The organism is Plebeiibacterium sediminum (genome assembly GCF_026013605.1).
Classification (GTDB): domain Bacteria; phylum Bacteroidota; class Bacteroidia; order Bacteroidales; family Marinilabiliaceae; genus Saccharicrinis; species Saccharicrinis sediminus.
In genome coordinates, this window is sequence record NZ_JAPDPJ010000024.1 from 43,238 (window position 1) to 67,551 (window position 24,314).

A 24,314-nucleotide genomic window follows, 5' to 3' on the forward strand; every position below is an offset into this window, starting at 1 on the left:
TTTTATAATGACTAATAGCGATGCAATCTTTTAATAAATATTTAGAATGACAAGTTTATCAGCACTTAATTTTTTCAGAAATACATGAATAACTCCATAGATCGCAACAGACCTGCGATATAACAATAAGTTGAAAATCAAAAGCCTCCCCTACAAATGGTATTTTATGACTCAATTCAATTTATTCACCTTCTAATTCAATTATTTTATTACTTTTGCAGCGATTTGGTGGATTTCTTCTTTCAGAAGAAACCTTAAAATGGGAATCCGGTGCTTCATACCAATGAAAATTCCGGAGCTGTACCCGCAGCTGTAAGTCCTTAATATTGTTTTAAGAACACTAATGCCACTGTCCAGAAATTGGATGGGAAGGCCTTAAAACAGGACGAGCCAGAAGACCTGCCAGGTTATTTTAATCAGTAACGATTAAACTTCCGGGATAGAAGTTGATTCATAAAAACTAAACGCGCGTAGTTTCAAGTTTCGCATTTCTACCTTGTTGATTTTTATAGTATTGGACGATTGTCTGATGCATTTTATTAATTATTAAAGAAATAGACATGCAAAAGATAGGCGCTGCCTTGACTTTTGTGATGCTTTGCTTTACGTATATTGCGAGCGCACAAACAACAATTATTAAAGGAAAAATTACGCAAGAAAATACCAAAGGTGTTCTACCCGGAGTAAATGTATATTTTGCAGGAACCACAATTGGCTCTGCAACAAACAATAACGGAGACTACCAGTTTAAAATTAACAAACCCGGCACCTACGATTTAATTGTTTCTTATTCTGGTTTTAAACGCATCAGAGAAACGGTAACCATTAATGCCGGAGATAATGTATTTGATTTTGAAATGACTGAATCCGATAACAAGTTGGGTGAAGTTGTGGTTACCGGAACAGGAACACCACATCATTTAAAATCAGCTCCTGTGCCAACAGAAATTATTTCAAAGAAAACCATTGAAAGCGTTGGTGCACCGGACTTCGAACATTTAATGATGACTTTAAGTCCTTCATTTGATTTTAATCCTGGTTCTATGGGATCTTTGATGAAATTGAATGGTTTAGGTAACGATTTTATTCTGGTACTAATCAATGGGAAACGCATCTATGGCGATGTTGGTGGAAACTCTGACCTAAACCGTATTAACCCGGATGATATTGAACGTATTGAAATTGTAAAAGGTGCTTCGTCGTTACTTTACGGAACCGATGCTATTGCCGGAGTAATCAATATCATTACTAAAAAATCAAATCAAAAAGTACATGTTAGCAATGCTTCAAGAATAAGAAGCTTTAATACCTGGCAACAAAACAATGCTTTGGATTTAAACATTGGTAAACTATCATCCCGCACTTCATTTACAAAAAAACACTCTGATGGATGGCAATTGAGTAAAAATGAATTAGACGATGAAGAATTGATAGAAACTGAGGCTCAGGCACAAATTGAATACGATGATTATACCATTAGTCAGCATTTAGACTATGATATTACTAAAAAACTATCGGTTTACGCCGAAGGAAGTTACTACGAAAAAGACCGATTCCGTCCGCAATCTGTAGGTAAATATGGGTACTATTTTGAAGATATAACTTTGGGTGCCGGAGTAAAATATTTAATCAATCAAAAAGATTTTATCACCCTCGATTACCATAATGATCACAACAAATATTACTACAGATATAATCAGGAATACAAAGATTACGCTAAAGGTGACTTATCAATCAACAATGACCAACAGCTATCTAATGCACAATTAAAATATATCAAGTCGATTTCTAAAAACAATAAGCTTTCGTTAGGAGCAGATTACCTGAACGAAAAAATGGTTTCGGACAGAGTAATTGCAGGAAAAGCTGATGTAAACACTTATGCATTTTTAGCTCAGGATGAATTGAAATTTTTCGAAAACCTGAATATTGTAGCAGGCGCCCGATTGGTAAAACATGAAGAGTTTGGTACAGCATTTATTCCAAAGGTTTCTGTGCTTTATCGTTGGAATAAAATAAACCTGAGAGGTACATATGGCTTGGGTTACAAAGCTCCAACACTTAAAGAACTTTATTACGAATACCATAAAGGTTCTACTGTATACATGGGAAATACAGATCTTGATCCTCAAAAATCCCAGTACAGTTCTTTGGGATTTGAATACAATACTCAAAAAACATCGTTTAGTGTATCTGCATATCGTAATGATGTAGATGATTTGATTGATTATAAATCAGAAGATTTAAAGCCTGGCGATGCTGAGGATGGTATTAAAACAAGAAGAAAACATTATAATATTGACGAGACCAGATCTCAAGGTATTGATGTATTGTTTAATAGGGTACTAGGTGCCGGTTTTTCAATAGGCGGCGGATATAGCTATGTAGATGCTAAAGACCTGAGCAATGATGTGAAACTTGAAGGTGTTGCTGAAAATTACGGTAATATTCATCTGGATTATAACTATACTGCTGATGATTACACATTTGGAGCGTCAATTACAGGGCGTTTTCAGGATGAGAAATTCTATGATGATGGTAATGCAAAAGGATACCAGTTGCTTAACTTTTCAACACGTCAAAAATTCACCGCAATAAAAAATATGAATATAGAATTAACTGCCGGAATCGATAACATACTTGATTTCGTTGATGATAGTCCCTATGGTTCGCACTACGGAACATTGTCACCAGGCAGAACATTTTTTATGGGAGTAACTATAAATTTTTCAAAATAATAACTGTTTGTTTTTTCAATTAAAACCACAGAGTATCAACTCATATGCACATTGTTTTCCTGCTACGGATACTCTGTGGTTTAATTAAAATGAATAATAATACTGGCCTGGCCAGGGTAAATGATCAATCACATGAGAAAAATATTTTTTCAGGTACATAAAATCACAGGAGCCATTATGAGTTTGATGTGCTTGATTTGGTTTTTAACCGGTATCGTTCTCATCTTTACAGGTTACCCTCATGCCTCTCGCGAAAAACGCTTTCTTCATCTAGAAACATTCTCACCCCAGGAAATTCAAAACTTACAAGCTCCGGATTCATCTTTTAAAGGATCTGTTGAATTGGAAAAATATTTAGGACAACCTGTATACCGAGTTTCTTCTGGCAGAAAAACCCAAAAAGTTTACAATGCCCAAACCTTAGAACCCCTCAAAGCATTTACCATTGATCAGGCAGATCAATTGGCATCGTCCTATACCCAATCTACTTCACACAAAATTTCAATCAGTAACCAACTTGATCAGTGGGTGCCCTGGAGCTATTACAAAACCCTCCTACCCTTTTATAAATGCTATATGAATGATGATGCTCACTCGGTGGTTTATGTTTCGCAAAAGACAGGAAGCATCATTCAAAAAACAACCCGAAAAGAAAGATGGATTGCCTATTTCAGCGCCATTCCTCATTGGGTATATTTTGTGAGTCTGCGCAATCAAATGGGCTTATGGAAAACTATCATGATCATCCTATCCGTTTTAGGATTATTAGCCAGTATTTCAGGGATTGCAGTAGGCATCTATCGTAAAAAGAAAAATCGCATTACTCCATTTAAAAAGTTCAACTACAAGTGGCATCACATCTTCGGATACTTTTTTGGCGTTTTTGTTTTCACTTTTATTTTAAGTGGTTTGATATCTATAACCAACATTCCGGATTGGATGGTTGGTATTTCTAGGAAGGAGAAAATTACCTGGGATCAAAAACTGGATCTTACAAAAAGCAAAAGCATTGCACCTTCTGCTATTTATAAAGCAATAAAAAACAAGGAAGGAATACGAAAAATAGAATGGAAAACTATTTTCAATACACCCTATTATTTAGTGTATTATAATGATTATCAGGTTCCGGAAGCTTATTTCCTGAAGAATGGATCTGTTCAACCGGCCAATGAATATGAGCTTTCTGCTATTAAAAAACAGGCTCAGGAAAAGTTTGGGAAATACAATCCTGAAGTAAGCATTCGAAAGGGGTACGATAATTATTATAGTTCGAATGCAATGCTTTATATTCCACAAATAGCCTATAAAGTAGTTTTAAACGATGATGCCAAAACCTGGCTTTATATCAACCCTCAAACAGGAGAAGAAATATTACGATATAATAAAAATAAGCGCGTAAGAAGATGGTTATACCGGGCTTTACATACTTTTAATTTTCAGTTTTTAAAAGAAATGGACTGGCTCAGAAAAACCCTGCTAATTATCGTTTCTATTGCAGGAATTATCATCTGTTACACAGGTTTGATACTTTCTAAAAAGTTTTTTAAACAAATTCTTAATATAAAGTCTTAGTCTAATGACAAAAAGAATCGTTTTTTTATCGATGTTTACATTGCTATTTGCAATGACTCATCAAAATATAAAGGCTCAAAAGATGAAAACAAAAGGCATATTATTAGTTTCTTTCGGTAGTAGTTATCCGGAAGCCCAGGCTGCTTTTCAAAATATTGAGGAAGAAACTTTAAAAAGTTTCCCTGACACAAAAATATATTGGGCATATACTTCCAAATTTATAAGACGTAAACTGGCACGAAATGGAAAATATATTGACTCTCCGGCTCAGGCTTTAGCCAGAATGTCTGAAGATGGCATTACGCATATTGCCGTTCAGTCGCTGCATGTTATTCCGGGAAGTGAATATCACGATTTGCAGACTACAGTTGATGCTTTTGCTGTGATTCCTAAAGGTCCGCAAAAAATTATATTGGGTGATCCATTGCTATACAACAACCAGGATAATAAAGAACTTGCTGAGGCTTTAAAGGATATTTTTTCAGCTCAGCTTCATAAACATGAGGCCTTGTTATTCATGGGCCATGGAACAAGTCATTTCAGTAACATTTATTACCCAGGCTTTGAATATTACCTTCAAAAACAAATGCCACAAGCCTATATGGGTACCGTTGAAGGTTATCCTGAATTAGGGGATGTCATTGAATCATTACATAAAGAAAAAATCAAAAATGTAATTCTTGCTCCATTTATGACCGTTTGTGGCGATCATGTTCAAAATGACATGGTTGGAGAGGAAAAAGAAAGTTGGAAATCAATGTTAGAGGCTGAAGGTTTTACCGTAACGCCAAGTTTAAAAGGCTTGGCTGAGTACGACAACATTGTTTCTATTTACATCAAACACTTAAAAAAGAGCTGGGATGAATTGGATCAATAAGACTGGCTTCTTAATGATGGTTATTTTCTGTAGTTGTAACTCAGGAAATAAAACAATGAAACAAAGTGCAGCTTCCCTTGAAAAGAAAGCTTTAGATTATGCCAAGGAATTTTCAATAGAGCAAAATGATGAAGTAAAGCAACTGACCATTTATACCAGTGCTGACGATCGGGATCATAAAGAAACCTACAACCTCGTTTATGATGCTGCTTTAAAATTAAAATATGCCAACAGCATCAAAGTACCTTGTAAAAAAATTATTTGTCTTTCTTCAACTCAATTATCATATTTTTTTGAGTTGGATGATATTGACAACATTGCAGCCATTAATAGCAGCAGATATCTGAAGCACAAAGGCATGCATCAAAAAGTAAAAGAAGGTGCTGTTAAAAAAATTGGTAAAGAAGGTAGCTTTAATCTTGAAGTGATTGCCGCTATTAATCCGGATGTGATTTTTGTTTCTCCATTTAAAGCAGGAGGTTTTGATGCTTTACGAAACATGGGAATCCCTTTGGTGCCGGTTGCGGCTTACAACGAAAAAACACCTCTTGGAAGAGCTGAATGGATTAAGATGATCTCTTTATTTATTGATAAGGAGCAAAAAGCAGATTCTATCTTTAACAAAATAGAAAGTAATTATGCGCATCTAAAATCATTGACCGATACCGTGAAATACCGACCAACCGTTTTTTCGGGTAAAATGAGATCAGGAAGCTGGTATGTTCCGGGAGGAGAAAGCTTTTACGCACATTATTTTAAGGATGCGGGTGCTGATTACATCATAAAAGATAATCATCAGGGAGCTTACCCTTTGGATTTTGAAACCATGTATAAAAAAGCTTTTGATTGTGACTATTGGCGCATTATTAATCCCGAAAAAGATGGGTTTTCTTTAACTGATCTGGCAGAGCAAGATAGCAGATATAAAGATTTTAAAGCGTTTCAGAATGGCAATGTACTGTTTTGCAATATTCGTCAGAAACCCTATTACGAACAAGCCGCTGTTAAACCGGATGTTTTATTGGCAGATTACATTCATTTCTTTCATCCTGATTTATTACCTGAGTATTCACCTGAATTTTATGAAAAACTGAATGACAAGTAATAAGCAAACATCTCTAATTATAATTCTCTGCATTGTATTGCTTTTGGTATTGATGGTTCTCAACTTAACATTGGGTTCTATTAATATTCCATTGCATGAGTTTAAAGCCATCTTTTTAGGCTCAGATACTGCCAATACGGTGTATTCGAATATTGTATTTAAAACCCGGTTACCTCAAACAATTGTAAGCATAGGTGCCGGAATGGCATTGGGTATATCAGGCTTATTAATGCAAACCTTATTTCGTAATCCGCTGGCCGGTCCATCTATCCTTGGAATTTCGTCAGGTTCGAGCCTGGGAGTGGCATTTGCCATGTTATTTACCGGTAATATACTGGGATTATCTTTTACAAATATGGGCGCTTGGGGCGATTTTGGAGCTATTGTTTCTTCCTTATTGGGTGCAGCTGCAGTCATGTTTCTGATTATGTTCATCAGTAATCATATTGGAGGAACTTTAAGTGTTTTGATTATAGGAGTTATGATAGGATACTTATCCAGCTCATTAGTAAGCTTGTTGAAATATTACAGTCCCGAGGAAGATGTTCACAATTATGTAATCTGGGGCTTGGGAAGTTTTAGCAGAATGGCTCCTGCCCATGCATGGATATTTTTTATGGTGACTGTAGTGCTTTCTTTTTCCTCTATATTTTTAAATAAACCATTAAACCTATTGGCTTTAGGCGACAGATATGCTGCCAACCTGGGATTAAAAATAAAGAGTGCCCGATTAGCCATTATTGCATGGTCGGGTATATTGGTTGCCATTGTAACCTCATTTTGCGGTCCCATCATTTTTATTGGTGTTGCTGTTCCTCATCTGGCCAAATTATTATCAAAAACATCAAACCATCTTTTATTGGTCATCAATACCTGCCTTATTGGCGGAGCCACTACCCTACTCTGCAATTTAATGGCGCGTTTGCCGGGTGTAGAAAACGAATTACCCATAAATTCAGTTACGGCATTTATTGGTGCTCCGGTGGTTATCTGGGTGATTTGGAACAGAAGAAAAACGAATAGATGATGGCACAAGGGAAAGAGAGGAAATTTTAGTTTATAAGGCCAGAGACCTAAATAAAAAAGACATAGCGAGACGCTATGCCTAACACGAGAAATCTATCGGACTGAAGGTCCGTAATATAATAGCCCAGTGTGTAAGCACTGGGAAAAATGTTAAAGGTTTAGGATAAAAATTAATGAAAAACCGTGAAGCAAAGTATTTTACATATTAACGAACTCAGCATTGGCTATAAAAGAAAGAACGGACATTTGCATGTGTGCGATCATTTGAATGCTGAAATTGGTTCTGGCGAGCTGATTTGTTTGCTTGGGGAAAATGGTTCAGGAAAAAGTACGTTGATTCGAACCTTATCAGGTTTTCAGCTTGCTATTTCAGGTGAAGGTACCATTTTAGGTAAAAACCTGTTCTCCATAAAAGAGAAAGAAATGGCTTTGCTCACAGCGGTGGTTTTAACGGATCGTATTGATGTTCCCAACGCCACAGTTGAGGAGTTGGTCAGTTTGGGCCGTAGTCCGTTTACCAATTTGATGGGGCGCCTTTCTAAAAACGATAAAAAAGTAGTTGCTGAGTCCATTGAAAAATGTGGCATTAAACACAAAGCCAACGAGCAACTCAGTAACCTTAGTGATGGTGAGAAACAAAAGGTTTTTATTGCAAAAGCTTTGGCTCAGGATACGCCTTTGATTATTCTGGATGAACCCACTGCCTTTTTAGATCTTCCGGCTCGTGTTGAAATCATTCAGCTTTTACGTGAAATTGCCATGACCTCATCAAAGTCTATTTTAATGTCCACTCATGATTTGGATTTGGCGATTCAAATGGCTGATAAACTTTGGTTGCTGCCTAAAGGAGGCCCTCTGATCACTGGAACTCCTGAAGATTTGTTGCTTCAAAATGCTTTTGAAAAGTTATTTGTGGAACGAGGCGTTGAGTTTGATAATAAAACTGGTCTTTTTAAAGTAAAACATAAGCACGATAGAGAATTAGCAGTAAAAGGACATGGTTTTGAGTATGTTCTCCTTCGCAGAGCTTTTGCCCGAAGAGGAATAAAATTAACTCAGGCTAATGATCAAAAAGATATCTGGTTGGAGATTCCTCAAAAAGGAAATGCCCATTTCAACCTGCACAAAGAAGGTAAAATGGTAGCATCAGAAACTACGGTTGAAAAAATTGTGGAACACACTTTAACCTATCTAAACTAAATATCATGAAGGGATTTATTATAGCAGGTACAAACAGCGGATGCGGAAAAACCACAGCCACCATAGGATTGATGGCTTTACTAAAGTCGTTAAATTACAATATTACACCCTTTAAAACTGGTCCCGATTATATCGATCCTTTATTTCACAGTAAAGTATTAGGTGTCCCATCTTACAACCTCGATAGCTTTATGCTTTCAGAATCTGCCATAAAGCATTTGTATAGAAAACATGCTGCCAATGCTGATTTATCTATTATAGAAGGCGTAATGGGCATGTACGACGGAATGGGACATGAATCCAGGGGAAGCACTTATGAACTAAGCCGTATTTTAGATATTCCGGTTATTCTCGTGGTGAATTGTAAAGGACTATACCAATCTGTTGCTGCTATTATTAAAGGTTTTGCCAATTATAAAGAGGATACAAAAGTACGTGGAGTTATTTTGAACCATGTTTCAAGTAAAGATCATTTTAAATTCCTTCAATCAATTATTGAAAAAGAATGTGGCATAAAGTGTATCGGATACATACCCACCAATAAAGATTTTGCGCTTGAAAGTCGCCATCTGGGATTAATACAGGCGGAAGAGGTAGACGAGTTGGATCACAAAATTGAGTTAATAAAAGAGACTTTTAACCAGACCATCGATTTTAGAAGATTGATGAGTATTGCCGACAATAAAGAGATCAGTGAAGATTCATTTGAATTACCAAAACTTGATCTATCGGATATACATATTGGTGTGGCATACGATAAGGCTTTCCGTTTTTATTATAAAGATAATCTGGAAATACTTAAAGAATTAGGTGCAAACTTACATTACTTCAGCCCAATTGAGGATACTCAGTTACCTGAGGAATGCAATTGCCTTTATTTGGGCGGTGGATATCCTGAAGTATTTGCCAACGAATTGTCGCAAAACAAAAGTTTGCTTAAAGAGATTAAAGAAAAGATTGATAATGGAATGCCTGCCTATGCAGAATGTGGTGGTTTAATGTACCTGACTGAAAAGATTATTACTCAGGATCAGGATGAATATGAAATGACGGGCGTATTTGAAGCTTCGGTGCAAATGACCAAACGACTGCAACGATTTGGTTATGCCATTGCACAATATGAAGATGAATCAACACCTTGCCATGAGTTTCACAGATCTCAGATTATTCCTAATCAAACAGATGTTAATTACGAATTAAAATATCAGCTAAAAAAAACGGAGAAGGAACTGGAATGGCAATGTGGTTTGCAATATAAAAACTGCCTGGGAGCCTATGCCCACGTGCATTTTTACGCTGACTTAAAGTTTTTTGAAAAGATTACAGAATTATGGAAAAGAGCAATTATATAAACCTTAATCCAATGGGAATTGAAAACGACAGTATGAAAATTATTTCAGCAGAACTGTCGCATTTAAATATTCCTGCAGAGTTGGATCGCATTATAAAAAGGGTGATTCATACAACAGCCGACTTTGAGTACGGCCATTTATTTGAAGCACATCCAGATGCCGTTGAAAATGCTAAAAAGGCATTGTCACAATCATGCAATATTTATGCTGATACCACAATGATTACAGCTGGTGTAAGCAAACCCTCTTTATCAAAACTGGGTTGCGAAATCAATTGTTTTGTGCATCATCCTGATGTGATTGAAACAGCAAAAGAAAAGGGTATTACACGTTCAATCTGTGGCATTGATAAGGCTTCAGAAGACGAATCCTATAAAATATTTGTGATTGGAAACGCTCCTACCGCTTTGGTTCGCATCTGCGAATTAGCTAAAGAAGGCAAAATAAAGCCTGATTTGGTAATTGGTGTTCCTGTAGGTTTTGTTGGTGCTGCTGAATCTAAACAAATGCTTAAAGAATCCGGTCTGCCATACATGATTATTCGTGGCCGTAAAGGTGGCAGCACAGTTGGTGTGGCCATTTTAAATGCATTGTTGTACGACATGACTAATCGTAAGATTTAAGGGAAAGAATCATTATATATCAACCCTTCTTCTGCACCCCTCCTAAAATGCAGGAGTTAAATGTGCTACGACACTCTCCTCCTTCCAAAGGAGGAGTACCCGAGGAACGAGGGGGAGGTGGTTTTTTAATTAAGATTGATACTGTAGCTAACGACAAAAGGCAATTTATTATATTAATTGTTTCAGGCCTACAGCCTGAGATTTACTTGGTACCTAATTACAAGGGGCGATGCCCCTTGCTGTGATGTTAAAGGCTTTCAGCCTTTTGATTTAGAGACGTAAAAATAAAAAAAGGATAAAGGGAGTTGTACCCTGGAAACAAGGGAAAATGGTTTTATAATTATGAATGACGATGTAACTAAACAGCAAAAGGCTGAAAGCCTTACATATCGCAACTTGGGGCATCGCCCAATTGTGTCCAAAAAGTGAATGTAAGAGAATTCAATTTATTAAAATGATGCCAGAGGCATCACATATTTATAGAATAGTTATATAATAGATAAATTGACTCCAGAGGAGTCACATGTACATAGAAATTGGGATTGCGGTTCGACTCCGCTGGAGTCGATTTATGCTTATAACGTATTTCTATAAACATGTAATCCCTCTGGGATTAATAGATAAATAAAGTTAATTATATCTTTTCGAACACCAGAGGGCATCGCCCTAAGAGAATTAACATTGCAAAAGAAGTTTATTAAATGATTTCTAAAGAAACAGAACATAAAGAACTCAAAAACGGATTAACAACAGGAACCTGTGCTTCTGCTGTTGCCAAGGCTGCCGTGTACATGTTGGTGAATCAGGAAATGATTAAACATGTTGCCATTACACTCCCATCTGGTTCTGAGGTTATTTTAGAAATCAACGACAGCTCCATCAATAAAAACCAGACCCAATGCGCCACCATCAAAGATGCCGGTGATGATCCGGATATTACACATGGTGCAACTATTTGTGCTTCTGCAAAGTTTATTGATGGAAATGATATTAAAATCATTGGAGGAAAAGGAATTGGCAGAGTTACAAAACCAGGCCTGGCGGTTGAAGTGGGTCAACCAGCCATTAATCCGGTTCCCTTAAAAATGATAAAGCAATCTATTGCAGAAGTACTTCCAAAAGGAAAAGGTGTAGCAGTTGAAATAAGCATTCCTGAAGGAGAAAAGCTGGCTAAAAAAACATTCAATCCACAACTGGGAATTGTTGGTGGTTTATCCGTTTTAGGTACTACCGGAATTGTAAAACCAATGTCGGAAGAGGCGTTAAAAGATTCATTGGTAGTCAAGCTAAATCAAATTGAAGCCTACGGATTTAAGGAAGCCATTTTCTCTCCAGGCAATTACAGTACTTCTTTTTCAAAAGAGAATCTAAATATCAACGAAGAATGGGTAGTGCTCACTTCCAATTACATTGGATTTATGCTCGAACAAGCCATCATCCAAAACTTTAAAAAAGTGGTTATTGTAGGTCACTTGGGTAAACTCATAAAAATTGCAGGAGGCATCTTTCATACCCACAGCAGAATTGCTGATGCACGCAATGAAATTATGGCTTCGCACTATTTTAAATTTAGTAAAGATGCAGAAGGCTTTGATCTGATCATGCAATCCAACACCACTGAAGAAGCCATTTCTTTTGTGAAAGATGCAGCATTCTGGAATTATCTGGCTAATACCATGAAAAAACGAGCTGAATTATACTGTCATGGAGATCTGGAAGTAGAGATTGTATTGCTATCGCAAAAAGCAGGTTTACTTGCCACAACCAGCGAGGCTTTATCCATCATTAACCATATTCATCATGAAAAATAATCATAACCATATATATATCTGCGGTATTGGTCCGGGACATCCGGATTATATTGCACCAATCGTTTATAAAAAGGTGGAAAATGCAGATATCCTGATTGGAGGAAGCCGCCATCTGGAAATTTTTAGTGACTATAAAAAGAATTGTTTTGTATTTACAGGGAGCTTATCTGCATTAAAAGATAAGATGGAATCTTTGCAAAATAAAACTATTGTGGTGCTGGTTTCTGGCGATACAGGATTTTATTCCTTACGTCGATATATTCAAAGTGCATTACCTGATGCTGCCATTGATTTAATCCCGGGATTAAGCTCCTATCAGTATTTATATGCAAAGGTAGGTTTGGGCTACGAAAATGCCTTAAAAGCCTCCTTACACGGCAAAGAATTAGATTTTTTACAAGCGGTTGAAACCTATGAATCCGTTTTTCTGCTTACCGATAAAAAGCAAAACTGGAAATGGATTGCAGAACAATTAGTAAACGCAGGTTATGGTGATTACAACTATCACATAGGCATTCACCTCTCCTACCCTGATGAAAAAATCATTAGCATCACAGCTAAAGAAGCTTTACAACTAGATGAAGATTATGATCTAAGTTGTGTAATTATAGAGAGGAACAAGTAGAAAGGAAAAAGGAAAAAGGAAAAAAGGTTAAAGGGTTAAAGGTTAAATAGATCATTAGGTTATTAGGTTGGTAGATCATAATTAAATATAGGCCTGAAGGGCCTGCATCAAACAGCCCTGGGTGTTAGCCCTGGGAAATAGAATTTGATGTATTGAGGAATTAAAAAAATGAAAGATTCAGCATTTATACGTGGGAATGTTCCCATGACAAAGGAAGAAATAAGAACATTGGTTTTGAGTAAACTGGAGCTTCAGTCTACCGATCATATGATGGATATTGGTGCTGGAACAGGTTCTGTTTCTATTGAAGCAGCTCTGGCTCTTACGCAAGGAAAAGTCATAGGTATTGAACACAAAGACGAAGCTGTAGATTTGATACATCAGAATATAGCAAAGTTTCAGATTAATAACCTGACGGTTGTACATAGCAAGGCTCCTCAAGGAATGGATGAAGTAAGCTCTTGTAATAAATTTTTCATAGGAGGAAGCGGTGGAAACCTGACTGATATTTTGAACCTTATAAAAACAAAGGGACAAAAAAACAGCATTGTGGTGGTAACTGCCATCGTTCTGGATACCATGATTAAAGCCTATGAATATTTTAAAAACAATGAAGTTGATTTTGAGCTGATTCAGGTTGGTGTAAATAAAATTGATACTTCGCGTAAGGTGGCAATGCTGACAGCTCAAAACCCAATTTTTATTTTAACTGCAAAGTTTTAAACAGAATGAACAAACAAAACAAAGGTAAATTATATGGCGTTGGTATTGGTCCGGGCGATCCGGATTTATTAACCCTCAAAGCAGTAAAAGCTATTGGCAAAGCTGATATTATTTGTGTACCCAAATCAAAAGAACAAACCAGTACAGCCTTAGCTATCGTTTCGGAGTTTATTGATGACAATGCATGTATCGAATACATGACCTTCCCCATGTCGAAGGATGTTCATGTACGCATTGAAGCCCGAAAACAAAATGCTCAACTCATTGAAAAGCATCTAAACGAAGGTAAAAATATTGCCTTTTTAACCTTGGGCGATCCAATGCTATACAGTACCTACAGCTATATTCTGGAGTACCTGAATACAGATTTTGAAGTTGAAACCATTCCTGGTATTTATTCCTTTGCTGCCATTAGCAGTTTGTTAAATCTGCCATTATGTAAGGATAATGATCAATTGAGCGTGATTGGCTCTTTTGATAAAAATGCTTCCGGTATGCTCGAATTATCTGATACCACGGTATGCATGAAAATCTCCAGATATAAAGCTCAATTGTACGATTTCCTTACCAGTCATCCTCAATACAAGTTTGTGATGATTACTGAAGCCGGAAAAGAAAAGCAACAGGTTTATAACAACATTGAGGTTTTAAAAGAGGAAGTACCTTATTTTTCAACAGCCATTATTAAAAAAAACAAAAACTAAAAATATGATAACATTTATTGGAGCCGGTCCTGGTGATCCGGAATTAATCACAGTAAAAGGATTAAAAGCAATTCAACAGGCTGATGTCATTATCTATGCAGGATCTCTTGTTCCAAAAGCTGTGATTGAAGATCACAAACCGGAAGCTCAAATTCATAATAGTGCCACTATGGATCTGGAGTCGATCATTGATACCATGAAGACTGCTCACGAGCAAGGAAAATCTGTAGCCCGTGTTCATACTGGTGATCCTTCTATTTACGGTTCCATCCGTGAACAAATTGAAGAGTTGGATAAGCTAAATATTCCACATACAGTTATTCCGGGTGTTAGTTCATTTGTGGCTACTGCAGCAGCATTACAAAGAGAATTTACAGTACCAGGAATCTCTCAAACGGTAATCTGTACGCGTATGGAGGGCAGAACTCCCGTTCCGGAATTGGAGAAAATTGAATTACTGGCTTCGCATAAAACTTCAATGGCTATTTTCCTTACTGTAGGTATGATTGATAAGCTGGTTGAAAAACTAACGATTCATTATGCAGAAACGACTCCAATAGCTGTAGTACAAAGAGCAAGCTGGCCCGATCAAATCATTGTAAAAGGAACATTAAATACCATTGCTGCTAAAGTAAAAGAAGCAGGTATTACCAAAACTGCCATGATTTTAGTGGGTGATTTCTTAGGCGATCAATTTGAGAACTCATTGCTATATGCTTCTCATTTTACACATGAGTATAGAAAGGGGTCAGGCGAAGCCTGAAAGGAGAAAGGAAAAAAGGTTAAAGAGTTACAGGGAAAAAGGAACAGGGAGAAAGGAACACAGTAGTAATATATAAGAATTAGAGTTTTTCTATTTTTTATGGTATAGGTATAATAACTAAAAAAAATCTTACTCCTACGAAAACTCAGGCTTCAGCAACGTAGCTTGGGACCCATTCATTGAAGAAAATGATAAGACAGAGAGCTGTTTGAGCGATAGCGAGTTCTCTATGTCTCATTTTCAAAATGTAAATGGGTAAGCGAGTGGTGCCGCCTGCGGACTTTTTGCCTACTTTTTTGACTGTAGAAAAAAGTAGGAACAACAATCACTTGAGAGAGATTCTTTTTATTTAAAACAATTAACACTAGCAATACTTGTATTTTGATCTATAATACAATTTAAACAACATGAACACAGCCATTATATCAATAAGCAAACAGGGGAATCAATTGGCTTCCAGACTAGCAAAACAATTGGAACAAACCTCATGCTATACCCTGGCCAAATGGGAACAGGAAGAATTCCTACCCATTGAAGGAAAACTGGGTGATTTTTGCGAAACCTTGTTTAAAAAATATGAGGCATTGGTTTTTATCATGGCTTCAGGTATTGTGGTCAGAAGTATTGCTCCTTGGATCAAAAGCAAAACAAGCGATCCTGCTGTGGTGGTAATAGATGACAGAGGTCAACATGTAATTAGTCTGTTAAGTGGTCATTTAGGTGGTGCCAATGCACTGACTCTAAAAATTGCAGCAGCTATCAATGCACATCCTGTTATTACAACAGCTTCTGATGTAAACCATCTACCCTCTGTGGATATGTTGGCCAAACAACATGGGTTAATCATTGACTCCATGAAAAATGCTACCACCATAACAGCCATGATTGTTAATGGCGAAAATGTTGTTTTAGACGATCCTTATCATATCCTCCCCAAAGATATTTTGCCTATAAAACAAGGCGAGGAAAGTGGATCTGTTATCGTTTCAAACCATCTGTTGATTAATACCAACAAACCGTTTGTAAAGCTGATTCCTCAAAATATCGTATTGGGCATTGGTTGTAAAAAAGATACCGGAAGTATTTCGTTATGGGAATTCATCATAGAAAACCTGAAAGAACTAAACATCGACTTACAAAGCATAAAAGCCATAGCATCCATTGATGTAAAATCTGATGAAAAAGCCATTTTAGATGCTGCTTTAAGGTTGGAATGTAACACCACCTTTTATTCGGCAGAACAGCTTCAGGAAGTAGATCATTTGTTTGAAGGCTCAGACTTTGTAAAATCAACCGTAGGTGTTGGTTCTGTAAGCACAACAGCTGCCTATACCGCAGGACACAAAAATGGAAGATTTTTATTGAAAAAAAAGAAAAAAGATGGAATGACACTTTCTGTTTTTGAGCAATCCTTTAAAAAAAGCTAATATGCAAGTGATGATTTGTATAGTTTGCTGGTGCAAGCTTATAACGTTTGCTGGTGCGAGTTTGTAACTCGTACCTCCTCTATTACATCATAACAGTCATCCACTGGTGCAAGTTTGCAACTTGTACCTTATAAGTTTTTTATAGTAAAAAAAGAAAATAATAAATAATGAACGGAAAAATATATGTAGTTGGAATGGGCCCTGGAGGGCAAGATCATATCACGCCTAAAGCAATGGCTGCTATGCAAGGTAGCGATGTTATTGCCGGGTATAAAACATACATCGATTTAGTAAAACCATTTTTAGCTGATAAAGAGTTTGCTTCTTCAGGGATGAAAAAAGAAGTAGCACGTTGTGAGGAAGTGTTGGAACTAGCTAAAACCGGAAAAACGGTAAGCTTAATTAGTAGTGGTGATGCCGGAATATATGGAATGGCTGGTATTATGATTGAAATAGTAGATGCCCAAAACTCTGATATTGAGGTGGAAGTTATTCCCGGAATCAGTGCTTCTATTGCTTCAGCTTCATTATTAGGAGCTCCACTTATGAACGACTTTGCCACCATCAGCTTAAGCGACTTACTTACTCCATGGGAAGTAATCATTAAAAGACTTCATGCAGCAGGGAGCGGTGACTTTGTGGTTAGTTTGTACAACCCAAGAAGTAAAACGCGTGTAAAACACCTGGATACAGCTATTGATATTTTACTGGAATACCAAAAACCTGAAACTCCGGTTGGAATTGTAAAACATGCCATGCGCGAACTTCAGGAAACCCAGATTACAACTTTGGGCAACTTAAAAAACTGCGATATTGATATGTTTACCACTGTAATCATTGGTAACTCTCAAACCAACGTAGTGAACAATAAAATGGTTACAACAAGAGGATATCATATATGATTTGGGTTATTGGAGGAACAAGTGATGCCAACAAAATAGTGGAAAAGTTACTAATATCAGATCGTAAAATATTGGTAAGTACCACTACAACGTATGGATCGCAATTGGCACAAAAAAAAGGTGTGACTGTTATTCAGAAACAATTGAATAAAGATGAAATGCAGCATCTGATTATGGATTATGCAATCTCAAAAATCATTGATGCCAGTCATCCCTTTGCTCAGGTTGTATCTGAAAATGCCATTGAGGTATGCCAAAATAACAATATACCTTACGTTCGTTTTGAGCGTAAGGTAAAACATTATCCAGATGCGCTGTATTACCAGAGTTATGAAGAAATGGTTTCAGCATTAAAACAATCCAAAGGTGATATCTTACTTACTATTGGTTCAAAAAATGTAGGGCTCTTTAGTGATATAAACGACCGTATTGTTGCCAGAGTATTACCTGTTCAGGAAAGCATCTTATTATGCGAAAATGCAGGCCTCAAAGCCCATCAAATACTTGCCATGAAAGGTAGAGTTACCACCGACACCAATATTGCTTTAATAAAGGAATATGGCATACAACATCTGGTGACAAAAGATTCCGGTGAAGCCGGTGGTATGGAAGAAAAAATGGATGCAGCAAAGGCTTGCAACATCAAAGTGCATATTTTAGGACGACCTAAAGTCAATTACCCTAAGATAATTCAGGATATTGAAGCATTTGGCTAGCCTCAGATATACACAGTTTGATATTTTATTTATTTGCTTCTTAATTAATCTTATTGGGAGTCATCTGCAGATTTCAACAACCAATCTATTTTTACCAATTCCCAATCTTTCCTTAAAAGGTAAACTAACCATACTGTAGCTGCTATATAAATTACTAGATGCCCAATCCAATTCGTTGCATCTAATTCAAGATATTCGTATTGGAAAAATGTTAGGGCATTCCAAAACATATGACCTAAAGAAACTAAAACCAAGGAATTGGTTTTATAATAGATTATTGCAAACAAAATTCCAAGAAAAGTGAGAAAAATAAATTTGTCAATCGAATAATGATATGCAGCAAATAATAAACTTGAAAGTATTATGGAATACACAGGAGAATATTTTCTTTGAAAATTCTTTAAAACTATACCTCTGAAAAAAAATTCTTCTATAATAGGTCCTATTATTACTAACCTTAAATCGCGCCAAGGAAACAAAGGTCTAAGCGTAGTACCAGCAATCCGTAATTTACCGTTCATTAAAGATTCAAAGAAGTTGCCGATTTCAACAATAGGAGTATACACAATTGTTATAGCCAATAATATTATTACTACCATTTTAAGAATGCTTGACAAATCCGGGATAAACAATGAATCTTTGAGGTGAATATTTGTTTTTTTTGCACAAAAAACTATAGCTGAAACATAAAGTAAACTATAAGAATAATCTGAAATAATAATGAAAGCCTTAGACCTGAGGTAACTTTTAAAAAAATACCCTGCAATAACAAAACCTAATATATAAACTACCAAGACACAAAGAATAAGAATAAGCGCTCGCCAGAAATTTAATTCAATTTCTTCTTTACCCCAAAATGCGATAAGCTTTTCCTTTATTGCAATAAAATATTTAGCCATAGTCTGATTCGTTAAAACAACAAAAACTGATTTACAAACACTATTCTGATTTATACTGAATTTTTATTATACCCTCACCTTTAACTTTGTACTTCGTTTTTCCACAATCATCTGTAAACTCCAGTTTATTGTCGTTTACTAAAATTCTGGATTGAAAAGGCTTTTGTGCTCCTTCCTCATAACATTGCAGGCAAATTACATCTACACCTTCAGTTTCCTTAATAATTTTTGATTGAAAATAGGCCATGTCATTTTCATACAATTCATTTCCATCTCTTTGGTTATACTTAATATCTGCACTAATTTTTCGCTTTCCATTTACAGTTATATCGCGCCATTGCGGTTGTAATTCACCAACTGGGGTATAATTTTGGGGTGCTTTTAATGTGTGATTTAATGTTGTTGAAATTACTGCATAACCTATAAATTCATCTTTATATAAATCATACAAATTCCCATCAAGCCTATCAACTGGATCATTTTTAATCAATAGCAAACTGTCACTCATCCAATACTCAGATGACATGTTCTTAATTGTATGTATATTTTCTGTGCTCTGCCAGTCAGTATTGGCGTAACATATAAACTGAAACGTCATGTTACTGGTTAACTTTTCTTCATTTGCAAATACTGCTGTAAAACGCCTGTTTTTAACAACTACTGTAGAATCCTGTGATGATAGTACATTATCCTTTAGCATTTTTGCCAGCAAATTAGTTCCTTCCGGAAGATTGGTTTCTCCCTCAACATATAAATTCCCGTCATCTCTGGCTGCAAATTTTTTAAAACTTACATTAACTAGGTTTTTGTCTGTATTGCAACAAACTAAGACTAACGCCATAAAGGCAATAAAAATGTTCTTCATGTGATTACAATTTGATTTTAAGATTTATTTAATTGTATTTTTTTTATTCAGGCACATGTAATGCGCTTGTAGATATTTTTCTATTTACCTTTTGCTATGAGATCTTCTTTAATCCAATCTATAGCCCTGTCCAAGGATAAAGAATCCGGACAAAACACATCAGGTTCTATCACTTCTTTTATATCCTGTCCTTTATAAGAACAAAAATAGGATGATGCCAAAAGAAGGTTTGCATCAGTTTGAGTAAAACTAAAGGACATACAGAAAATAGTTGGACTATATTTTCCATCTCCAAAAACCTTACTATTAACACCTTGGAATCTTAAAGCTGACAAAATAAATTCTACAGAACCTACATTTTCCTGATTTTGCAAAATGGCTACTTTAATATCTTTATTTTGTAATGGGATATAACTACCCAAGGAATCCACTTTTTCTGATCCAAACCTAAGTACATTACTACAATAAACAGGCTTATATTCGTCTGTATTATCTACTATAAATCCTATTAGCGAATCTCTTAATAACGGAGAAAGTCCCAATACTCCGGAAGAAATTGGGCCATAATATTTTTCTCTTAAATCAACAACCAAACCTTTTAAAACAGCACTTGAGTCAAGATGTAATAGTGAATTTCGTATGCTATTGGCAAATAAGTTATTCAAACTGTCATTACCAGTAAAATCAGGTACCTTTATATAGGCAATATCCTCCGCTAGCATTTTATTGGGTATAATTGGTAATTCAACTTGATGATTAGCTATAGGATTAGTTGAATCATTGGGAAAGTAAAACCGACTACTACTGTCATTCATCAACTTTACGGTATAATCAAGTGCTTTATAAGCATCTATATTAAAACGAAACTTAGGTATAGAATCAGTTACCAATGTTTTGATAGAATCCCAATTCAATTCATTTTTTTTAATAGAATGTTTCTGCACTAAATTAAAAGTTTGCTCAAAAAATTGTTTTGATGTAAATACATCCTTTTTAAAAGCATATTGTTGTTCACTAACCGTTTCTGCAGTGTATGGGCAAGATTTATCTTTTCTTCTTGAAATAAAATAAACCTTTTGATGTAAATAATCTAAAACAACCCTCTCAAACGACCACACCAATGATATACCTGCCAGATTACTCTGGCAATTTTCAGTACATTTAATCTTCTCAAAATGCTGATTCCCTAATTTAACATTAACAAAATCAAAATTATAGGCATGTATTTCATCTTCTAAATGCGTTAAATAACCAAAACTGGGTTCATAGTACTCTTTGTTTTTAAAATATTTTTGTTCAAAAAGTATTGAATCTGTTATTTGTAAACTGCCAGCAAATCCAAAATCAAGCATTAACTTTTTTACCTGGTTGTTGATTTCGATAGGGATATACATACTTTTTTTTACTCTTTCCAGTGGTATCGCAATTGTATCTGCCAATGAATTACAATAATCATTCTCGCTTGATACTGTAACACGTTTATTGTTTAAATCAAAATCCCAAATAAATTTAGAAATAATGTTATCTCCTATAATCCCCAAAATACTGTCCTGGAGATAAAAACAACCCAGGGGATGTTTCCATGTTGTTGAGTCGGTTGCTGTAACTTTGCAATGCAAAAATTCAACAGCCCCTAACCCAAGATGCTTCATTTTATAAAAGTCATCTTCACTTTTAACACCATCTACATCACTAATTACATGATTTCCTACATAAAGATCTTCACTAGTAACATATTTTTCATTAACACAAGTATAGTTTGCTCCTGTATCGAACAAAAACAAACCTGTATGCTCATTTACAGTTGTATTAATTAAAATACGACCATTACGGTCAGTTTCAAAAGGTATTGTAAAACAATTGGTATTATTACGCCATTGAATGGTTTCTTTATAATTAGTAAGGTTATTAATGTAAGTTATTACAATAATAACACATGCTACAACACATAAGCCAATGCCAATTTTTTCCGGGATTTTCATAGTTTAATTGGTTGTATTTTAAGGTCTGTGTTAAATACACACATCACAATAATATGCTTGTTTGCAATTGATGTAATGTGGATGATTCAATAAAACAGCTCGATGATTTTATATTTCGCTCTAATGTATATAATATTTTTAAAATAACATTCAGATAACAATACTTTAATCGTTACAAAAAATATCATTTCTTAAACCTTCAACCCCCTTTTCTTACAGTAAAAAATTGTTAACTATTGATAATACAATTGTTTATCCTATATTTGCGTGCAAAATTTTAGGGATTATTACTTACCACCCCCCGGTAATAATGTGTTTACAATACGCTAACACCTTATAGTTTAACATACTTTTAATATTATTTGCGAAACTAATTTTAGGTAATATCGTTTAAACATTCAAGTATTTCAGAGTTGTTTTTCTGTAATACATTAACTATCCCTAATTCATAATAAAATATTATAGCAAAGCGTATTATGCAAAGGTATATAAACTCAATACACATTGGGTAACCACATAAAGTGCGCTTAAAATAATGGTAGAGTTATTTTATAGTAGCAAAATTTAAACTTATGAAACGAGCCATAAGGAAGTTTTTCTCACACATTAGGATGACAATATGGCGAGTTACATAAGGGAATGAAAAGGAAAATTTAAACTTATGAAATATAACGGTATTTTAAAATTCAGAGGTAAACTCATTCTAATCATAGTGATACCTCTTCTTATTTCTACCATAACAGCTGTAATGGTATCTTCTTCCAAATTAAGAGATCAGGGTTTGCAAACACTCGAACGCAAAACTAAAGCCATTTTAACCAGAATGGAAGCGATCAGAACTTATGTAGCCACTCAGTTTGATCTTGATAAAGAAATTGAAGAAATAAAAGAAGAACATCCTGATGGTGTTTTAAACGAAAAAGAGAAAAGTAACATCTTAAAAATGGTGCCTATTTTTGCTTCAATGGAAGTTGGTGCCATGAATGCAGAGAAAGACAGCTATTCGTTCAGAGTGGCTTCTCATAGAGCCAGAAATCCAAGAAACCTGGCTACAGACGAGGAGAAAGAATTTATTAAAAAGTTTGAAGATGATGCTTCCATTGAGGATATTTCTTATGTCAATAAGGAAACTAATGAACTTTGGGTCATTCGTCCGGTTCGCTTATCTGAAAAAGATGGTTGTCTTACCTGCCACGGAAAGCCTTCCACAAGTCCCTGGGGCAATAATAAAGATATATTGGGTTATGATATGGAGAATTATAAGGATGGAGATATTGAAGGTATTTTTATCTTAAAATCGAGCCTTGATGCCAATAACAACGAAGTTCAGGCCAATATTAAACATGCCATTACAAATATTATTGTAATCATGTCCATCATCTTTGTAATTACAATTATTATCAGTTCTTTATTTATTAAAAGAACCAATGGTAAACTACAAACTATTGTAAAAGCCAATAACCGTATTACTCAAGGCCAGTTAAACGAGAGGGTTGAAATTAAAGGAAGTGATGAGTTTTCGGAATTGGGTATTCATACCAATGCCATGATTGACTCCCTTACAAACGTTATTGATGCTTTAAATAAAACATCAAACATGCTTATTGAGGAAAGTAATCGTACTACGGATCTGTCTGAAAAACTGGCCAACCATTCATCAGAGCAGGCTGCCGCCGTTGAAGAGATTTCAGTATCGATGGAAGAAATGACTGCATCCATACAGCAAAATCACAGCAATGCCAAAAGTACTGAAGAGATTTCCAAGACTTCCGTTGCTGAAATTAAGAACGGTAATTCTACTTCTGAATCTGCTGTTTCATCCATGCTTAATATTGGTAAAGAATTAAAGGTAATTGAAGATATTGCCAATCAAACCAATATTTTAGCACTAAATGCCTCTGTTGAAGCTGCCAGAGCAGGAAAAGCAGGAAGTGGTTTTGCCGTTGTTGCCGGAGAAGTGCGTAAGCTTGCTGAACTAAGCCGCGTATCTGCCGATAAAATTAAAACTTCATTTACTGATGGAGTTAACACAGTTTCGGTTACTAAAGACAAGCTTGCAGAGTTGGTTCCTGATATTGAGAAAACATCAGTTTTATTAAGCGAGATTGCTTCTTCAAGTATGGAGCAAAGTTTAAGCGGTAATGAAATTAACAATGCCATTCAGAGTTTGAATGAGGCTACACAGGAAAATGCAAACATTGCTGAAGGAATGAGTGCCAGAGCCAAACTGCTTTCTAAAGCTGCAAATGATTTAAAAGAAAAGATTTCATTCTTCAGGATAAACTAATAACCTGATTTTAAATAATCAGAAGTAAACAATCAATGAACAAAAAACATCTCCGGTAATTCCGGAGCGTTCTTTGTTCAGTGTTTTTATTGATGGGGTAAAAAAATCCTAATTAAT

The 24,314-nt window shown here is 35.6% G+C and carries 20 protein-coding genes and 1 riboswitch; of the genes, 17 read left to right on the plus strand and 3 right to left on the minus strand.

The window, feature by feature from the left end; all coding sequences use genetic code 11:
• Positions 1 to 209: 209 nt before the first annotated feature.
• A riboswitch (cobalamin riboswitch) is annotated at positions 210 to 421 on the plus strand.
• A 139-nt stretch (positions 422 to 560) separates the two neighbouring features.
• The 16 genes from OM075_RS11625 (at position 561) to cobK (ending at position 18,164) form a co-directional block, all read left to right on the plus strand.
• Complete coding sequence (locus tag OM075_RS11625; protein ID WP_301190687.1) at positions 561 to 2,738, plus strand: TonB-dependent receptor; 2,178 nt, start codon at positions 561 to 563, stop codon at positions 2,736 to 2,738.
• 132 nt (positions 2,739 to 2,870) lie between these two features.
• Positions 2,871 to 4,310 (plus strand): PepSY domain-containing protein, encoded by a 1,440-nt coding sequence (locus tag OM075_RS11630; RefSeq protein WP_301190688.1) that lies wholly within the window; start codon positions 2,871 to 2,873, stop codon positions 4,308 to 4,310.
• 4 nt (positions 4,311 to 4,314) lie between these two features.
• On the plus strand, positions 4,315 to 5,187 hold the full coding sequence (locus OM075_RS11635) for a sirohydrochlorin cobaltochelatase (protein ID WP_301190689.1): 873 nt from the start codon (positions 4,315 to 4,317) through the stop codon (positions 5,185 to 5,187).
• A complete protein-coding gene (locus OM075_RS11640; RefSeq protein ID WP_301190690.1) occupies positions 5,171 to 6,292 on the plus strand; it encodes an ABC transporter substrate-binding protein in 1,122 nt (373 codons plus the stop codon). The genes OM075_RS11635 and OM075_RS11640 overlap by 17 nt, the downstream gene beginning before the upstream one ends.
• A complete protein-coding gene (locus OM075_RS11645; protein ID WP_301190691.1) occupies positions 6,282 to 7,319 on the plus strand; it encodes a FecCD family ABC transporter permease in 1,038 nt (345 codons plus the stop codon). The genes OM075_RS11640 and OM075_RS11645 overlap by 11 nt, the downstream gene beginning before the upstream one ends.
• 182 nt (positions 7,320 to 7,501) lie before the next feature.
• Positions 7,502 to 8,518, plus strand: a complete 1,017-nt coding sequence (locus tag OM075_RS11650; protein ID WP_301190692.1) for an ABC transporter ATP-binding protein — start codon at positions 7,502 to 7,504, stop codon at positions 8,516 to 8,518.
• Between the two features lie 5 nt (positions 8,519 to 8,523).
• Positions 8,524 to 9,870 (plus strand): cobyrinic acid a,c-diamide synthase CobB, encoded by a 1,347-nt coding sequence (locus OM075_RS11655; RefSeq protein ID WP_301190693.1) that lies wholly within the window; start codon positions 8,524 to 8,526, stop codon positions 9,868 to 9,870.
• Positions 9,849 to 10,493, plus strand: a complete 645-nt coding sequence (locus OM075_RS11660; protein ID WP_301190694.1) for a precorrin-8X methylmutase — start codon at positions 9,849 to 9,851, stop codon at positions 10,491 to 10,493. Before OM075_RS11655 ends, OM075_RS11660 begins: the two co-directional genes overlap by 22 nt.
• Before the next feature lie 701 nt (positions 10,494 to 11,194).
• Positions 11,195 to 12,304, plus strand: coding sequence for a cobalt-precorrin-5B (C(1))-methyltransferase CbiD (cbiD, locus tag OM075_RS11665; protein WP_301190695.1), 1,110 nt, complete (start codon positions 11,195 to 11,197; stop codon positions 12,302 to 12,304).
• On the plus strand, positions 12,294 to 12,929 hold the full coding sequence (gene cbiE / locus OM075_RS11670; RefSeq protein WP_301190696.1) for a precorrin-6y C5,15-methyltransferase (decarboxylating) subunit CbiE: 636 nt from the start codon (positions 12,294 to 12,296) through the stop codon (positions 12,927 to 12,929). Before cbiD ends, cbiE begins: the two co-directional genes overlap by 11 nt.
• 168 nt (positions 12,930 to 13,097) lie before the next feature.
• A complete protein-coding gene (cbiT, locus tag OM075_RS11675) occupies positions 13,098 to 13,652 on the plus strand; it encodes a precorrin-6Y C5,15-methyltransferase (decarboxylating) subunit CbiT (protein WP_301190697.1) in 555 nt (184 codons plus the stop codon).
• 5 nt (positions 13,653 to 13,657) lie between these two features.
• On the plus strand, positions 13,658 to 14,356 hold the full coding sequence (gene cobI, locus OM075_RS11680; RefSeq protein ID WP_301190698.1) for a precorrin-2 C(20)-methyltransferase: 699 nt from the start codon (positions 13,658 to 13,660) through the stop codon (positions 14,354 to 14,356).
• 4 nt (positions 14,357 to 14,360) lie between these two features.
• Entirely contained in the window at positions 14,361 to 15,119 is a 759-nt protein-coding gene (gene cobM / locus OM075_RS11685) for a precorrin-4 C(11)-methyltransferase (RefSeq protein ID WP_301190699.1), read from the plus strand.
• A 407-nt stretch (positions 15,120 to 15,526) separates the two neighbouring features.
• Positions 15,527 to 16,546: a cobalt-precorrin 5A hydrolase gene (gene cbiG / locus OM075_RS11690; RefSeq protein ID WP_301190700.1), complete on the plus strand. Its 1,020-nt coding sequence runs from the start codon at positions 15,527 to 15,529 to the stop codon at positions 16,544 to 16,546.
• 167 nt (positions 16,547 to 16,713) lie between these two features.
• Positions 16,714 to 17,448, plus strand: coding sequence for a precorrin-3B C(17)-methyltransferase (gene cobJ / locus OM075_RS11695; RefSeq protein WP_301190701.1), 735 nt, complete (start codon positions 16,714 to 16,716; stop codon positions 17,446 to 17,448).
• Entirely contained in the window at positions 17,445 to 18,164 is a 720-nt protein-coding gene (gene cobK, locus OM075_RS11700; protein ID WP_301190702.1) for a precorrin-6A reductase, read from the plus strand. The genes cobJ and cobK overlap by 4 nt, the downstream gene beginning before the upstream one ends.
• 50 nt (positions 18,165 to 18,214) lie before the next feature.
• Here cobK and OM075_RS11705 read toward each other — a convergent pair whose 3' ends face one another.
• From OM075_RS11705 to OM075_RS11715, 3 genes are all read right to left on the minus strand, one after another.
• Positions 18,215 to 19,063 (minus strand): CPBP family intramembrane glutamic endopeptidase, encoded by an 849-nt coding sequence (locus OM075_RS11705; protein WP_301190703.1) that lies wholly within the window; start codon positions 19,061 to 19,063, stop codon positions 18,215 to 18,217.
• A gap of 40 nt (positions 19,064 to 19,103) precedes the next feature.
• Positions 19,104 to 19,928: a hypothetical protein gene (locus OM075_RS11710; RefSeq protein ID WP_301190704.1), complete on the minus strand. Its 825-nt coding sequence runs from the start codon at positions 19,926 to 19,928 to the stop codon at positions 19,104 to 19,106.
• Between the two features lie 80 nt (positions 19,929 to 20,008).
• On the minus strand, positions 20,009 to 21,910 hold the full coding sequence (locus OM075_RS11715; RefSeq protein ID WP_301190705.1) for a S41 family peptidase: 1,902 nt from the start codon (positions 21,908 to 21,910) through the stop codon (positions 20,009 to 20,011).
• Between the two features lie 661 nt (positions 21,911 to 22,571).
• On the opposite strand from OM075_RS11715, the gene OM075_RS11720 reads away from it, so the two are divergent.
• The gene (locus OM075_RS11720) at positions 22,572 to 24,197 is read left to right on the plus strand and encodes a methyl-accepting chemotaxis protein (RefSeq protein ID WP_301190706.1); all 1,626 of its coding nucleotides are present in this window, start codon (positions 22,572 to 22,574) and stop codon (positions 24,195 to 24,197) included.
• The last annotated feature ends 117 nt before the right edge of the window (positions 24,198 to 24,314 follow it).